Genomic DNA, 14,643 nt, shown 5'->3' with positions numbered 1-14,643 from the left:
CCTGGATTGCTTCGCTTCGCTCGCAATGACGAAAACACGAAGACCACTCTCCTGGTCGCACCGTCCGTTCGCTCAATAGCGGTTGGCGATCGGCAATTCCTCGGCCGGGAACAGCGTGATCACCTGACAGCCCTTGTCGGTGACCACCACCTCCTCCTCGATCCGCGCGGCCGAGAAGCCGTCGGTCGCCGGACAGTAGGTCTCGAGCGCGAACACCATGCCGGTCTTGATCTCCATCGGATTGTCCAGCGAGACCAGCCGCGAGATGATCGGGCGCTCATGCAGCGCGAGCCCGAGGCCGTGGCCGAACTGCAGGCCGAAGGCGGCCATCTCCGAGGGAAAGCCGAACTCCTCGGCCTTAGGCCAGACCTTGGCGACGGTGTCGGTCGAGACGCCCGGCTTGATCAGCGCGATCGCATGATCGAGCCATTCGCGGCACTGCTTGTAGGCGTCGTGCTGCGCCGGCGTGGCGCGGCCGACGTTGAAAGTGCGGTAGTAGCAGGTCCGGTAGCCCTGATAGGACTGCAGGATGTCGAAGAACGCCTGGTCGCCCGGACGCAGGATGCGGTCGGTGAAATTGTGCGGATGCGGATTGCAGCGCTCACCGGAGATGGCATTGATCGCCTCGACGTCGTCGGAGCCCATCTCGTAGAGCATCTTGTTGGCGAGCGCGACGATGTCGTTCTCACGCACGCCCGGCTTCAGGTGTTCGTAGATCGAATGATAGACACCGTCGACCATGGCCGCGGCCTGATTCAACAGCATGATCTCGTCGATGTTCTTGATCTCGCGCGCGTCCAGCATGACCTGCTGGCCATCGACCACCTTCATGCCGGCCTTCTGCAGCTCGAAGAACATCGCCGTTTCCGCAAGGTCGACGCCGACCGGCATGTCGGCAACGCCGGCCGACCGCAACAGGCTCATGACCTCCTCGGCATGCGCCTTCATCAGCCCGACCGCGGGCGGCACGGTGCCGCGCATCCCGAGCATGCCGGCGCGGCAGTTCTCCGGCGCCAGCCAGTCACAGAACAGACGATGGTGGACGGCCGCCGAGCCGAAATCCCACACGATCGGCTCGCCGTCGCCGGCCAGCAGCGCGAAACGGCACAGCTTGTCGCGCTCCCATTCGCCGATCTTGGTGCCGGACACGTAGCGAATATTGTTGACGTCGAACAGCAGCAGCGCACCATAGCCCGACGCCTTCAGCGCCGCGCGCGCCCGCGCCAGCCGGTAGCGCCGCAACCTGTCGAAATCGACGCGGCGCTCGAAATCCACCGAGACATGGCCATGCGACGGAATCGCCCGCCCCCAGCGCCAATGCGGATCGAGATGCTCCGGACTGACCAGATGCGGCTTCAACGCGCTGGCTGTCATGTGGACGTTTCCCATTGTGCTGTTGCAATCGATTGCAGAGCCGGATTTATTGCACGCACACAAAATGTGTCAAGGTACCGCGCGATCAAAACGTCGTTGCGCTGCGGCATCGGGGAGCGGGGATGAAACGGACGTCGTCATCGACAAGGAGCCCGCGCGCAACGGCGTCCTCACGCCCGACGATCAAGGACGTCGCCGCGCGCTGCGACGTGCATCCCTCCACGGTGTCGCGCGCGCTCAGCCCGGCCATGAAGCATCTGGTGGCGGGCGATGTCGTGGAGCGGATCCAGGCCGCCGCCAACGCGCTCGGCTATCGGCTGAACATGGCCGCGAAGGGCCTGCGCACCGGGCGCAGCGGCCTGATCGGTGTGCTCGCGCCCGATATCGCCGATCCCGGCTTCCCACCCGTGCTGTCCGGCATCGCCGATCATCTCAACGCCGAGGGCTATGCGACGATCGTCGTCGACGTCGGCAGCAAGGGCTCGGAGCAGGATCTGGTCGACCGGCTGATTGCCCGCGGCGTCGACGGTCTGGTGCTGGCGACGGTGAGCTTGCGCGACGATGTCGTGAAGCACTGCCTGGACGTGGCGCTGCCGGTGGTGCTGGTCAATCGCGTCGATGCCGCCGGACTCCTGCCCTCGGCAGCCAGCGACGATGCCGCCGGCATGCGTCTCGCCGTCCAGCATCTCGTCGCGCTCGGCCACCGCCGCATCGGTCACGTCGCGGGCCCGCAGCACATCTCGACCGGCGCACGGCGCCGCGCCGGCTTCGAGGCCAGCATCAGGGTCGCGGGACTGTCCGCCCGCCATGCGAAGGTCGAAGCCGTCGAAGCCTATACGCGGGCGGCGGGTCGCGAGGCTGCGCTGCGCCTGCTCGCGCGGCGGACGCGCCCGACCGCAATCGTCGCCGCCAATGATCTGCTGGCGCTCGGCGTCTATGACGCGATCGCCGCGCGCGGCCTGACCTGCCCCGGTGATGTCTCCGTGGTCGGCCACAACGACATGCCGTTCGTCGACATGGTCGCGCCGCCGCTGACCACGGTGCGGATCGCCCAGCGGGACATGGGGGAAGCCGCGGCGCGGCTGCTGCTCGACCGCCTTGCCGGGCGCGAGGCAGCGACCGACCACATCGTCCTGGCGCCGGAGCTCATCATCCGCGGCTCGACGATCGCATACGAGCACTGACAGGTCCGCGGGGCATCGCTACACTGCGCGGCAAAGCAACTACGGGAGGATACGCCGATGACGGAGATGGTCGGTCTGGAGGCGCTCGTCGCATCCATCGCACCGGGGCAATCGATCGCGATCCCGGTCGACCGTGCCGGCGTCTCGATGGCGGCGACGGCGGCCATGATCGAGGCCGGCCTCACCGGACTGCATCTCGTCTGCGTGCCGATATCAGGCCTCCAGGCCGATCTGCTGATCGGCGCCGGCGTGGCCGCGGTGGTGGAAACCAGCGCCGTCTCGCTCGGCGAGGCCGGCGGCGCACCGCGCTTCGTCTCGGCCGTGCGCGACGGCAGCATCCGCCTGCGCGATGCCACCTGCCCTGCGATCCATGCCGGCCTGCTGGCCGGGCAGAAGGGCGTGCCGTTCATGCCGATCGCCGGCATCATCGGCAGCGATCTGCTGCAGGTCCGCCCCGATTGGAAGATGATCGACAGTCCGGTCGGCGAGCCCGGCAAGGTGGTCGTGGTGCCGGCGATCACGCCCGACGTGGCGCTGTTTCATGCGCCCGAGGCCGACCGCTTCGGCAATGTCCGCATCGGTCGCTACCGCGAGCTGGCGACGATGGCCTATGCGGCGAAGCGCACGCTGGTCACCGTCGAGCGCATCGTCGATCGCGATTTGATGGCGACCGAAGACTCGGCGGCCGGCGTGCTGCCGGCGCTGTATGTCGATGCCATCGCGGTGGCCGCGAACGGGGCCTGGCCGCTGCCGCTGTGGGACGAATACGAGACCGATGGCGCCGAGCTGGCGCGCTACGCCGCGATGGCGCGCACCAACGAGGGCTTTCGCAGCTATCTCTCCGCCTTCCTGGCCCGCAGCAAGGAGGTGGCATGACCATGCACGATGAACGCGCGCGCAAGGAGCTGCTGATCACCACCATCGCCGACCTGCTCGATGGCATCCGCCATGTCGCTGTCGGCGCCTCGTCGCCGATCCCGGCGGCCGGCGCGATGCTGCTGCGCGCACGGAACGCGCAAGCGGGCAAGCCGCCGGTCCGCATCTCGATCCTCGGCTCGAGCCGGCACAATTTCTTCACCAATGGCGGCGTCGAGCTGTTCGACTGCGCCGCGCAGGGCCGCGTCGACGCGTTCTTTCTCGGCGGCGGTCAGATCGACGGTAGCGGCAACATCAACCTGGTCGGCACCGGCGACTATCCGCGGATGGATGTGCGCTGGCCGGGCTCGTTCGGCTCGGCCTATCTCTACCATCTCATTCCGCGGGTGATCCTGTTTCGCGAGGAGCATTCGCCGCGCGTGTTGGTGCCGAAGGTGGATTTCGTCAGCGCCGCCGCGACCACGCCGGAGGTGAAGCGGCGCGGCGGCCCGCAGGCGCTGCTGACCAATCTGGCGCTGTTCGATTTCGACCGCGAGCGCGGCAGCTTCCGGCTGCGCTCGGTGCACCCGGGCTACTCCGCCGACGACGTGCGCGATCGCACCGGATTCGATTATGCGGTGCCGGAGATCGTGCCGCCCACGCCCGCGCCGGACCGGGCGACGGTCGAGCTGATCCGCGGCCGGATCCTCGACGAGCTCGCCGAATGCTATCCGGAATTCGCGCGCGCGATGGCTGCAGCGGCTTAGCTAGCGATCCAGGCTACGCCTGTCCATGCTGGTGCCGACGCCAAAATCGGATCGCCAATTGGATGGATAGGCCACCGCGCGCCGCGGGGCGGGCATTTTGAACTCGGCAAATCCGCCAAGGCTCAAATGGACGAACGAGTAAGAAAACTCAGGCCCATCGCCATTCCGCTGAGCTATGCTGCGACCGGAACGGTTTGCCGCCGCTGGTAGCGGCGGGTCTGGCGCACGCGCCGTCCACGATGCCCGGGGGGCCAAAGCCGCCCGTCGACTCGGTCGGCATCATGCGATGCCGCGCCGGTGAAACCGGCGCACGGGCAAGCCGCGCGCCGCCTTCAGCGTTGATCAGTTTCACTGTTGATCAGTGACGTGCCGCCGCAGCACCGGCATAGACACCGGCAATGAAGGCCGCCGCCGCTCCGGCAACGGGCGCCAGCGCCGGAACGAACTTCGCGCCTGCCGCAGTATCGATGATCTGCTGCAGCGCATTGCCGTCCTTGGCCTGGGCGGACTCCTGGTAGATGCGCGTTGCGGCTGCTTCGATCTCGGCGAAGGTCGCCGTGCAGATCACCTTGTCGATGCCCTGATACGATACAGGTCCGGCTTTGCTGTCGTGAAGGTATTGATGCGTGAGTTGCAGGCCACCGCCGATGATCGCTCCTGCGGCTGCAGCGCCGAGCGCCAGCACGGCGGGCGCGATCTTCGGACCGAATTCCTTCGCGCCCGCTGCTCCTGCTTCAGCGAACGCCAGAGCCGGCATGTGCAGCCAGGACACGGGAATGTTCGCCAGCGCGGCTCTGACGTCTTCATTTGCATTCATGGGATACTCTCCTCGGTTGGGTTTGATTGGACCAGACGACTTTCGCCGGCGCCGCGATACGGCGCAGGATTTGTTCGATCTCGTTGTGGTGCTGCATGACGCGTTGCACGACCCGCACGTGATCATCGGCACTGTTCGTTGCGTCCGCGCCTGCGTGGCAATGCGGGCATTCCGGCTCTCCCTGATAGAAGAAGTGCTTGCAGGACTCGCAGAGCAGCAGCTGGTCCAGCCTCGCCGCCGCGTCAGGCGCGAGATCCTGGAACTCGTCGCTCGCGTACACTTCCTGGCCGTATCGGCGGCCGTGGGCGTCCTCGATCATGATGTCGAAGCAGCCATGGTCGAACGGCTGTCGTCCCGATGGCCTCGTCCGCTGCACGATCACCTCGCGCCAGCCGCGTTCGGCCAGCCGCAATACCCGGTAGTGGCAGAACGGATTGTTGCCAGGCCGTCCCGACAGCACGTGCGTGGTCCAACTGCACCCGGCGCGGCACATCGGACCGTAGTAGCATTTGGCGCAGAACCCCCAGCGGCGCCCGCGGCTCTCGTCGAGATCGCGCATGAAACGCAGTTCGGCGCTGTCGTTCCAGATGTCGGTAAATGATCGATCGCGGATATTGCCGCCGACATAGGCGGCCGTGGGGAGCGACGGGCAGCCCTTGATGGCGCCGTCAGCCTCGATTCCCAGGCCAGCCCGTCCGGCCTGGCAGCCGCCGTAGTATTCGAATCGTCCGGAGGTACTGCGCCAAGCCGCTTCGTATGGGCCAAAATACCCGATGTTGTTACCGGGCATAAGCTGCAGGCCGCGATCGAGGCCCTCTTCGAACAGTGCAAACAGCTCCGGCATCAGCGCAGCGAGATCGAAGGGCTGCAGCAGCAAGGATGGAGCATCGGCCGCATTGCCCATGGGCACGGTGAGCTGAATCTGCCAGGCGGACGCCCCGGCGTCGATGATCGTATCGAAAATGTCGCGCAGGCCGCCCAGGGTAAGACGATTGACCTGCGAGTTGGCGGTCGCCATCAGCCCATGCTTTCGCGCGTTCCGGATCGCGGCCACCGCTTGGCCGTGGCTGCCCTTGATACCGCGGAGCCGATCATGTGTAGCGGCCGGGCCGTCGATGGAAACGCCGACGGTCTTGAGTCCGGCGCGCGCGGCTGCTTCGATCTTCGTTTCCGTGAGTGCCCGGGCGCCGGTCTGCAGGCCGCAGACAATGCCGTTGCGAGTGATCTCCTCGACGAGGACCAGCCAATCGGGGCGGAGGTAAGCTTCGCCGCCGATCAGAACGATCTCCTTGGTGCCAGCGCGCGCAAGTTCGCCAATCAGAGCGATGCATTCCGCGGTGGTCAGCTCGTCATTGCGAGGTGCGCCGGCCCGGGACCCGCAATGGCTGCACTTCAGGTTGCAGAGGAGCGTGATCTCCCAGACCACATAGCGCGGTTGAGCGGTAGGCAAGCCGCCGGAAGGGATTGATCGGACCGGCATCTCGGTATCGGCGTGGGGTACACGAGAGAACATGAAATTTGCCGCGACATCGTTGACGATTGGTATCGTAAAATACTAACCTTAGATTGTATAGAGGACGAGGGAGGCGAATTTGGCGAAGGAAGGCGTTCCAGGCGGAGTGGTGCCTCTGTACGGCCTTGCGATCGGCAATGCGCTCGCAAGTGGCGGTATCACTCTGGACGAGTTGGTCACATTGCGCTCGCACGCGAAGGCGATCGTCGACGCTCAAGGCGATCTGGTTTCTGCGGTGAACGCGCTCGACGAGGAAATCGTCAAGCGCGGCGGACAGGCGGCCGCCAAGGGCGCGGCGCCTGCCGAGGTGGTGCCATCCGAACGCTTCACCGTGCAGATCACCGGCCTTCCGATCGAGCCACAGGCGAGACAGAGCATCGAGCAGGCCGTCAATAATGCGGTGAAGGCTGCCATTGCCGCTCACGACAGCGGCGGCGACCTGAAGATCACGGCGTTGTCTCAAATCCAATCGTTCGGGGGAACGCACGGCGGCGCCACTGCGGGTCTGATCGCCACGATCGATCTTCAGTCAGCGCCTTGAAGGTTTGGAGGGCGACATCATGACCGAGAAGAGTACAGCTGGCGGAATCGCATCCTTCGCCGGTGGAGCAATCATGGTCTATGGCGTTGCCATTGGCAACGCGTTGGCGGCGGCCGTCAAAGGGCCCGCATCCATCGACGATCTGGTGTCGTTGCGCGACCATGCGCGCCAGATCGTCGGCGTCCAGGGTGATCTTGTTGCGGCGCTGGCCGCTTTGGACGCTGAGATTGCGAAGCGTGGAGGCGACAAGGCGGCGCCCGCGCCGGAGATGGAGCGCTTCGTCGCTCAGATCGATGGCGGTCCGCTCTCCGGCCAGTTGAAGTCTGAGATCGAGCAAGCCATTCAGAAGGCGGTGACGGCTGAAATCGCAAAGCTCGATACGCGCGGCGACATGGTTGCGACGCCGCTGTCGCAGATCAAGGCGTTCGGAGCGGGACCTGGCTCCCACATTTACGGAGCTGTCTATCGACCGAAGCTGGATAATCCCTGAGTGCGGTCGAATGCCCGGCACACGTTCGGATCACGGCGATGTCCAGACCAAGCAAGCCGGGCGAGGCGAGAGCTAATCGAGAGGCGTTCAGGCGATGTCCGATGCAGCATCCGTGAAGCCGAAGTCGGTGCCGATGTGCCCGAGTTCGCGCTGCGCCGACGGCAACACGCTGCTCGGCATCGTCAATGCCGAGGGCCGGATCGATTTCATTCCCGAGCGCTTCGAGGTCGACGCCGCCTTCGTCGCGATCGCCCGGCAGGGACGTCCGCCGGAACAGCGCTTCCGCTTCTCGTCGCCGTGCCTCGCGCGCGGCTGCGGAAAGTGGGACGGCAAGCGCTGTGGTGTCGCCAAGATCCTGAACGAGCACGGGCTGGAGCTCTTGCCGAATGAGCGGACCGTGGCGCTGCCGCGGTGTTCGATCCGCGCGAACTGCCGTTGGCACGGCGACTACGGCGATGCGATCTGCGCGGTCTGCGCCTGGGTGGTCACGGAAAGCGGCAATCGGCTCGAACCGCCGGCTTGATGTTTGCGAGCCGAGACATCAGGGGGACGGAAATGGCCAAGGGCATTTCGCTGCATATCGGTCTCAATCGGCTGGATCCGAAGCACTATGCTGGGTGGGACGGCAAGCTGAACGCCTGTGAGAATGATGCGCGCGCAATGGAGGCGATTGCGAAGACGGCGGGCTATCGGACCGGCATTCTGCTCAGCGAGCAGGCCACGCGCGGCGCCGTGACCGACATGCTGACGATGGCCGCCCGCGACTTGAACAGCGGAGACATTCTGCTGCTGACCTATTCGGGCCACGGCAGCCAGGTTCCGGACCTCGATGGTGACGAGATCGACGCACTCGATGAGACCTGGTGCCTCTATGACGGACAGATGATCGATGATGAACTCTATCGCGTGTACGGCGCGATCGCCGATGGTGTTCGTGTTCTGATTCTCTCCGATTCCTGCCATAGCGGCACTGTGGCCAAGGTGAGCTACTACGAGATGGCGCAGGCCGCCGGCTTCGCGGGGAATTTGGATATCGCCGTGGCCGGCAGGGCCGCGACGAAAGGGATCAGCTATGCGCCCAAGTTCTTGCCGCAGGATATCGCCCTTCGTACTTATGAGCAGAACCGCGCATTTTATGAAGCCATCGGCCGGGCCGCAAAGGGCGCGCCGGGTGCGGAGTCGAGGGATGTCGCCAAGGCCAGCATCCGTCTGATCTCGGGCTGCCAGGACAATCAGGTGTCATTCGATGGCGCCATCAACAGCGTCTTCACCGCGGCGCTGCTGCTGGTCTGGGCGAACGGTCAATTCAAGGGCAACTACAACGATTTCCACCTTCAGATTCAGCGCAAGATGCTGCCGACGCAATCGCCGAACCATTACAGGACCGGCAAGGAAGATCGTGAGTACGACAGCCAGCGCCCGTTCACGATCTAGCTAGATCACCGCCGTGATCCGCGCGTGATCACCTGCCCCGCACGCGCCTTCTGGTGCGTGCCCTGCCACCAGGTCAGCGCGCCATTGACGATGACGGCCTCGATGCCGGCGGCCGGCACGCAGGGGGCATCATAGGTCGCGCTGTCCCGGACGCTGGCGGCATCGAAGATCGTGATGTCGGCATGGTTGCCGACCGCGATCGTGCCGCGTCCCTTGACGCCGAAATTCCGCGCGGTCAACCCGCTCATCTTCCACACCGCGGTCTCCAGCGAGAACAGCTCGAGTTCGCGGCAGTAGTAGCCGAGCACGCGCGGGAACGTGCCCCAGAGCCGCGGATGCGGACGCTCGCCGAACGGCAGACCGTCGGAGCCGATCATGGTCGGCTCGAAGGCGAGGATGGTCTGCACGTCGGCCTCGTCCATCGCGAAGTAGATCGCCGACGCCGGCTGCAGCCGCTTGGCGGCTTCGAGCCGGTCGACGCCCCAGGCGGCTGCGATGTCGGCGAGATCCTGACCCGCCATTTCCGGATGGGGTCCGGAGGCCGCGACGACGACCTTGACCTGCAGCTTGGCCGGGTCGGTGTGCAGCATGGTCGACGAGGCGTTGTAGGGATAGCAGTCGAGTGCGACGCATTGGCAGCTCATCGCCTTCGTGATCAGCGGCAGCGTCTCCCTGGTGCGGCCGAAATTCGCTGGCCCCACCACCTTGTGATGCGAGATCACGACCTGGACGTCGAGCGCCTTGCCGATGGCAAAGCTCTCCTCCAGCGACTGGATCACCTCGTTCGCCTCGTTGCGCATATGCGTGGCATAGACGCCGCCACTGCCGGTGAGCGGACGGCACACCTCGATGATCTCCTCGGTCGGCGCCGCCTCCGCCGGCGGATAGAACGTCCCGGTCGAGACGCCGATGGCGCCGGCGTCGAGCGCGTCCTGCACATGCGCGCGCATCTCGGCGATCTCCACCTCCGTCGCGGCCCGGCCGAGGTCGCTCACGACCGACGCACGCAGCGCGGTGTGGCCGACCATGGGCGCTACGTTGACCGCCGCGGGCGCCGTGCGCAGCGCGGCGACGTAGTCGGCGAACGCGGCATACTCGACCACCTGTCCCTCGCTTGGCGATAGCAAGCCGAGCGGCATCGGCCGCGGCGAGCCCGGCTTCAGCGGCGCGATGCTGACGCCGCAATTGCCGGTCACGACGGAGGTCACCCCCTGCGAGACCTTGCAGGTCATGTCGGGATCGACCAGCACGGCGCTGTCGTCATGGGTGTGGGAGTCGATGAAGCCCGGCGCAACGATGAGGCCGGTGGCATCGATCTCCCGCGTGGCTCGCCGGCCGTCAAGCCCGCCTATGGCGACGATGCGGCCGTCCTTGATGCCGACATCCGCCTCGAAGCGTGGCGCACGCGTGCCGTCGATGACGGTGCCGCCGCGGATGATCAGGTCGAAGGACTCGGACGAAGGCTGGTTGTCGGTCATGAAATCTCACGCGGAATTGTAGGAAGCCGGGAGACTATCCGCGAGCCGCACCGATGCGTCCAGAGCGATGCGCATGTGATCCGAGCCGGGCTGGACTGCATTGGAGGCGCGACGCGCATCCGCCGTCGCCTTTCGTCCTGGCCACCCGGGACACACGATAGTGATAGGGACTCTGGCCAGGATTGATACGCCTCAACGGCGCGCGATCTCTCTGGCGCCATCCATCCTCCGGGAAGCAACCTGCGGAGGTACGTCATGAAAGCCCTGGTCTATCATGGTCCCGGCCAGAAATCTCTCGACGAGCGCCCGAAGCCGACCATCATCGAGCCTGGCGATGCGGTGGTCAAAATCCTGAAGACGACGATCTGCGGCACCGACCTTCACATTCTCAAGGGTGACGTGCCGACATGTACACCGGGCCGCATTCTCGGCCACGAGGGCGTCGGCGTGGTCGACGCGGTTGGCAGCGCCGTGCGCGCGTTCAAGCCGGGCGACCACGTCATCATCTCCTGCATCTCGGCCTGCGGAACCTGCGACTATTGCCGGCGCGGCATGTATTCGCATTGCCGCCATGGCGGCTGGATCCTCGGCAACAAGATCGACGGCACGCAGGCGGAGTATGTTCGCACGCCTCACGCCGACACCAGCCTCTACCACGTGCCTCCTGGGACTGAGGAAGATGCGCTGGTGATGTTGAGCGACATCCTGCCGACCGGTTTCGAATGCGGCGTGCTCAACGGCAAGGTCGAGCCGGGATCGGCGGTGGCGATCGTCGGTGCCGGCCCGATCGGATTGGCGGCGCTGCTGACGGCACAGTTCTATTCGCCGGCCGAGATCATCATGATCGACCTCGACGACAACCGGCTCGAGGTCGCCACCCGCTTCGGCGCCACCAGCGTCGTCAACAACGCCGACGGCAAGGCCGTCGAGAAGGTCCTGGCGCTGACGAATGGCCGCGGCGTCGACACCGCGATCGAGGCAGTCGGCATGCCCGCCACGTTCGTGACCTGCGAGGACATCATCGCCCCCGGCGGCACCATTGCCAATGTCGGCGTGCATGGGGTCAAGGCCGACCTGCATCTGGAGAAGCTGTGGGACCGCAACATCGCGATCACGACGCGGCTGGTCGATACGGTGACGACGCCGATGCTGCTGAAGACGGTGCAGTCGCGCAAGCTCGAACCGAAGCGGCTGATCACCCATCGCTTCAGGCTTGATCAGATCCTCGATGCCTACGAGACGTTCGGCGCCGCGGCCAAGACCCATGCGTTGAAGGTTCTCATCGAGGCATAGGCCTCCCGACCCGTACGCCGCGGCGCTCAGCCTGCCGGACGCCGCTGCGCGACGATCTGCCGGTAGAGTTCGGCGTAACGGCCGGCGCGGTGGCGCCAGGAGACGTCGGTCAGCATCGCATTGAGCTGCATGCGGGTCCAGTTCGAGGCGTTGCTGCGCGCGGCGTAAAAGGCCGCAGCGGCGCGGCGCAGGGTCTGATCGAGCGCCTCCGCTGTCACGGACGCGCACTTGAACCCGGTTGCGGCGACGCCGGCCTCGGTCTCGTCAATGACGGTGTCGGCGAGACCGCCCACCGCAGTGACGATCGGCAGCGCACCGTAACGCAGGGCGCAGAGCTGCGTCAGCCCGCACGGCTCGAACCGCGACGGCACCACCAGCGCATCGCAGCCGGCCTGGATGAGATGCGCCAAGTCCTCGTCGTAGCCGATGACGACGCCGATCTTTCCGGGCTCGTTCGCGGCCGCGGCACGGAACGCGTCGCGCAGCTCGGCCTCGCCGTCGCCGAGCAGCGCCAGCTGGATGCCGCTACTGGTCAAGGTCGGCAGGCAGGACAGCAGCAGGTCGAGCCCCTTCTGCGAGGTCAACCGGCTGACGACGCCGAGCAGGAACGTCTCCGGCGCCACCTGCAGGCCCATGCGCGTCTGCAGCGCGGCCTTGTTGGGCGCCCGCGCCTCGATCCGGTCGATACCGAAATGCGAGGCGATCGCCGGATCGCTGCCGGGATCCCACACCGCCGTGTCGATGCCGTTGAGGATGCCGACGAGGTCCGACGCACGCTGACGCAGCAGGCCGCCGAGGCCCATGCCCTGCTCGTCGCTCTGGATTTCCCGCGCATAGGTCGGCGACACCGTCGTGATCTTGTCGGCGAACTGCAGACCCGCCTTGAGGAAGCTGATGTCGCCGTAATATTCGAGGCCGTAGATCGAGAAGGATTCCGGCGGCAGGCCGAGCGGCGGCAGGAAGTGGCGCGGAAAGCGGCCCTGGAACGCCAGATTGTGCACGGTCATGACCGTGCCGGGATGCGGCCGGTGGCTGTACAGCAGATAGGCCGGCACCAGCCCAGCCTGCCAGTCGTGGCCGTGGACGACATCGGGCACGAAAGCCGGCACCGCGCCGAGGCCGATATAGGACGCCGCGCGGGCCAGTGCCGCGAAGCGGAACGCATTGTCCGGCCAGTCCTTGCCGTCGGGCCCCAGATAGGGGTTGCCCTCGCGGTCGTAGAGATGCGGCGCGTCGAGCACGAACAGATCGAGCGCGCCATGGCTGCCGCCGAGCAGCCGGGCGTTGCCGCCGAAGAAGTTCGGCAGCGAGCTGATCTCGCTGGCCTGCTCCAACGCCTTCATGACCGCGGGATAACCCGGGATCAGCGTGCGGACCTCGACGTCCTCCGCCATCAGCGCCCACGGCAGGGCGCCGACGACATCGGCGAGGCCGCCCGTCTTGACGATGGGATAGACCTCCGACGCAACCGACAGAACGCGCAGTGGCGTCATGAATTGAGCCCGTCGATCATCGGCTGGGTAATCAAGGTCACGCCGTTCTCCGTGGTCCTGAACCGCTTGGCGTCGAACTCCGGATCCTCGCCGACCACGAGCCCCTCCGGAATCTGCACGCCGCGATCGACCACCACGTTGGTCAGGCGCGCATGGCGCGCGACGTTGACGTAGGGCAGCAGCACCGCGTTCTGCAGCTTGGCGTAGGAATGCAGATGCGCTCCCGTGAACAGCAGCGAGCGCTGCACCTGGGCGCCGGAGACGATGCAGCCCCCGGACACCAGGGAGCAGGTCGCCTCGCCGCGGCGTCCATCCGTGTCATGGACGAACTTGGCCGGCGGCGTGATCTCAGAATAGGTCCAGAGCGGCCAGGAGCGATCGTAGAGATCGAGCTCGGGCACGACGTCCGTCAGATCCAGATTGGCCGCCCAATAGGCGTCCACCGTTCCAACGTCGCGCCAGTAGCTGCCCTGATCGTGGGCGGCGCGGACACAGGAGCGCGAGAACTGGTGCGCCACGGCGCGGCCGTTCCTGACGATGTAGGGAATGATGTCGCGGCCGAAATCGTGGTTGGAATTCGGTTCCGCTGCGTCGCGCTTCAGCTCCTCGAACAGGAATTTGGCGTCGAACACGTAGATGCCCATGCTCGCGAGCGACTTGTCGGGCTTGCCCGGCATCGGCGGCGGATCGGCCGGCTTCTCGATGAAGTCGCGGATCGTGTCGTCCTCATTGATGTGCATGACGCCGAAGCCTGAGGAGTCCTCGCGCGGCATCTCCAGGCAGCCGACGGTGACGTCGGCGCGCTGGTCGACATGCTGCTGCAGCATCAGCTCGTAGTCCATCTTGTAGATGTGGTCGCCGGCCAGCACGACGATGTATTTCGTGTTGTAGGTCTCGAGAATGTCGATGTTCTGGTACACGGCGTCGGCCGTGCCGACGTACCACATCGTCTCGGAGACGCGCTGGCTCGCCGGCAGGATGTCGAAGCTCTCGTTGCGCTCGGGGCGGAAGAAGTTCCAGCCCATCTGCAGATGGCGGATCAGGCTGTGCGCCTTGTACTGTGTCGCCACGGCGATGCGCCGGATGCCGGAATTGACGGCGTTCGACAGCGCGAAATCGATGATGCGCGACTTGCCGCCGAAATAGACGGCGGGCTTGGCGCGCCGGTCGGTCAGCTCCAGCAGCCGGCTGCCGCGTCCGCCAGCCAACACGAAGGCCAGCGCGTGACGGGACAGCGGCTCGGTCCGTGCGGCGGGTGCCATGGTTCTCCTCCCTGCAACTCTTTGTCGCGTCAAGATTTCCGCGGCCCGGGCAGAGGAGTCTCGCGATCGCGCTTCCTCGTCCGGTACTCACATATGACGGGGGAACAGCCAACCAGTTCCCAATGACGAGTGCAATGGGGAG

The 14,643-nt window shown here is 65.9% G+C and carries 14 protein-coding genes; 8 read left to right on the top strand and 6 right to left on the bottom strand.

Going from position 1 to position 14,643, the window contains the following annotated elements:
* Positions 1-72 precede the first annotated feature (72 nt).
* A complete protein-coding gene (locus QX048_RS20455) occupies positions 73-1,374 on the bottom strand; it encodes a Xaa-Pro peptidase family protein (protein ID WP_315826546.1) in 1,302 nt (433 codons plus the stop codon).
* 122 nt (positions 1,375-1,496) lie between these two features.
* On the opposite strand from QX048_RS20455, the gene QX048_RS20450 reads away from it, so the two are divergent.
* From QX048_RS20450 to QX048_RS20440, 3 genes are read left to right on the top strand one after another with little or no spacing between them, the layout of a single operon-like run.
* Positions 1,497-2,558 (top strand): LacI family DNA-binding transcriptional regulator, encoded by a 1,062-nt coding sequence (locus QX048_RS20450; protein WP_315826545.1) that lies wholly within the window; start codon positions 1,497-1,499, stop codon positions 2,556-2,558.
* Between the two features lie 57 nt (positions 2,559-2,615).
* A complete protein-coding gene (locus QX048_RS20445) occupies positions 2,616-3,434 on the top strand; it encodes a CoA transferase subunit A (RefSeq protein ID WP_315826544.1) in 819 nt (272 codons plus the stop codon).
* Positions 3,431-4,180: a CoA-transferase gene (locus QX048_RS20440; protein WP_315826543.1), complete on the top strand. Its 750-nt coding sequence runs from the start codon at positions 3,431-3,433 to the stop codon at positions 4,178-4,180. Before QX048_RS20445 ends, QX048_RS20440 begins: the two co-directional genes overlap by 4 nt.
* Before the next feature lie 358 nt (positions 4,181-4,538).
* Here QX048_RS20440 and QX048_RS20435 read toward each other — a convergent pair whose 3' ends face one another.
* The gene (locus QX048_RS20435) at positions 4,539-4,997 is read right to left on the bottom strand and encodes a hypothetical protein (protein WP_315716325.1); all 459 of its coding nucleotides are present in this window, start codon (positions 4,995-4,997) and stop codon (positions 4,539-4,541) included.
* Entirely contained in the window at positions 4,984-6,510 is a 1,527-nt protein-coding gene (locus QX048_RS20430; protein ID WP_315826542.1) for a radical SAM/SPASM domain-containing protein, read from the bottom strand. Before QX048_RS20430 ends, QX048_RS20435 begins: the two co-directional genes overlap by 14 nt.
* A gap of 79 nt (positions 6,511-6,589) precedes the next feature.
* Here QX048_RS20430 and QX048_RS20425 point away from each other — a divergent pair, with 79 nt between their 5' ends.
* The 4 genes from QX048_RS20425 (at position 6,590) to QX048_RS20410 (ending at position 8,975) form a co-directional block, all read left to right on the top strand.
* Positions 6,590-7,051 (top strand): DUF1843 domain-containing protein, encoded by a 462-nt coding sequence (locus tag QX048_RS20425; RefSeq protein WP_315716327.1) that lies wholly within the window; start codon positions 6,590-6,592, stop codon positions 7,049-7,051.
* A gap of 19 nt (positions 7,052-7,070) precedes the next feature.
* On the top strand, positions 7,071-7,541 hold the full coding sequence (locus QX048_RS20420; protein WP_315716328.1) for a hypothetical protein: 471 nt from the start codon (positions 7,071-7,073) through the stop codon (positions 7,539-7,541).
* Between the two features lie 94 nt (positions 7,542-7,635).
* Positions 7,636-8,064: a hypothetical protein gene (locus tag QX048_RS20415; protein ID WP_315826541.1), complete on the top strand. Its 429-nt coding sequence runs from the start codon at positions 7,636-7,638 to the stop codon at positions 8,062-8,064.
* Positions 7,953-8,975 (top strand): caspase family protein, encoded by a 1,023-nt coding sequence (locus tag QX048_RS20410; RefSeq protein WP_315826540.1) that lies wholly within the window; start codon positions 7,953-7,955, stop codon positions 8,973-8,975. Before QX048_RS20415 ends, QX048_RS20410 begins: the two co-directional genes overlap by 112 nt.
* Positions 8,976-8,980: 5 nt before the next feature.
* On the opposite strand, the gene QX048_RS20405 is transcribed toward QX048_RS20410, so the two are convergent.
* The gene (locus QX048_RS20405; protein ID WP_315826539.1) at positions 8,981-10,453 is read right to left on the bottom strand and encodes a D-aminoacylase; all 1,473 of its coding nucleotides are present in this window, start codon (positions 10,451-10,453) and stop codon (positions 8,981-8,983) included.
* A gap of 255 nt (positions 10,454-10,708) precedes the next feature.
* Here QX048_RS20405 and QX048_RS20400 point away from each other — a divergent pair, with 255 nt between their 5' ends.
* Positions 10,709-11,746: a zinc-dependent alcohol dehydrogenase family protein gene (locus tag QX048_RS20400; protein ID WP_315826538.1), complete on the top strand. Its 1,038-nt coding sequence runs from the start codon at positions 10,709-10,711 to the stop codon at positions 11,744-11,746.
* A gap of 26 nt (positions 11,747-11,772) precedes the next feature.
* Here QX048_RS20400 and glgA read toward each other — a convergent pair whose 3' ends face one another.
* A complete protein-coding gene (gene glgA, locus QX048_RS20395; RefSeq protein WP_315826537.1) occupies positions 11,773-13,239 on the bottom strand; it encodes a glycogen synthase GlgA in 1,467 nt (488 codons plus the stop codon).
* The gene (gene glgC / locus QX048_RS20390; protein ID WP_315716334.1) at positions 13,236-14,501 is read right to left on the bottom strand and encodes a glucose-1-phosphate adenylyltransferase; all 1,266 of its coding nucleotides are present in this window, start codon (positions 14,499-14,501) and stop codon (positions 13,236-13,238) included. Before glgC ends, glgA begins: the two co-directional genes overlap by 4 nt.
* Positions 14,502-14,643 lie beyond the last annotated feature (142 nt).

Source organism: Bradyrhizobium sp. SZCCHNS30572, assembly GCF_032484415.1.
Taxonomy (GTDB): Bacteria; Pseudomonadota; Alphaproteobacteria; order Rhizobiales; family Xanthobacteraceae; genus Bradyrhizobium.
The sequence above is the reverse complement of the archived record's forward strand: the minus strand, read 5'-3'. Positions and strand labels throughout refer to the sequence as shown.

What these genes read in the sequence shown, in the direction of transcription:
- QX048_RS20455 (WP_315826546.1), bottom strand. Translation starts at nt 1,374, where the DNA reads ATGACAGCCAGCGCGTTGAAGCCGCATCTGGTCAGTCCGGAGCATCTC.
- QX048_RS20450 (WP_315826545.1), top strand. Translation starts at nt 1,497, where the DNA reads ATGAAACGGACGTCGTCATCGACAAGGAGCCCGCGCGCAACGGCGTCC.
- QX048_RS20445 (WP_315826544.1), top strand. Translation starts at nt 2,616, where the DNA reads ATGACGGAGATGGTCGGTCTGGAGGCGCTCGTCGCATCCATCGCACCG.
- QX048_RS20440 (WP_315826543.1), top strand. Translation starts at nt 3,431, where the DNA reads ATGACCATGCACGATGAACGCGCGCGCAAGGAGCTGCTGATCACCACC.
- QX048_RS20435 (WP_315716325.1), bottom strand. Translation starts at nt 4,997, where the DNA reads ATGAATGCAAATGAAGACGTCAGAGCCGCGCTGGCGAACATTCCCGTG.
- QX048_RS20430 (WP_315826542.1), bottom strand. Translation starts at nt 6,510, where the DNA reads ATGTTCTCTCGTGTACCCCACGCCGATACCGAGATGCCGGTCCGATCA.
- QX048_RS20420 (WP_315716328.1), top strand. Translation starts at nt 7,071, where the DNA reads ATGACCGAGAAGAGTACAGCTGGCGGAATCGCATCCTTCGCCGGTGGA.
- QX048_RS20415 (WP_315826541.1), top strand. Translation starts at nt 7,636, where the DNA reads ATGTCCGATGCAGCATCCGTGAAGCCGAAGTCGGTGCCGATGTGCCCG.
- QX048_RS20405 (WP_315826539.1), bottom strand. Translation starts at nt 10,453, where the DNA reads ATGACCGACAACCAGCCTTCGTCCGAGTCCTTCGACCTGATCATCCGC.
- QX048_RS20400 (WP_315826538.1), top strand. Translation starts at nt 10,709, where the DNA reads ATGAAAGCCCTGGTCTATCATGGTCCCGGCCAGAAATCTCTCGACGAG.
- glgA (WP_315826537.1), bottom strand. Translation starts at nt 13,239, where the DNA reads ATGACGCCACTGCGCGTTCTGTCGGTTGCGTCGGAGGTCTATCCCATC.
- glgC (WP_315716334.1), bottom strand. Translation starts at nt 14,501, where the DNA reads ATGGCACCCGCCGCACGGACCGAGCCGCTGTCCCGTCACGCGCTGGCC.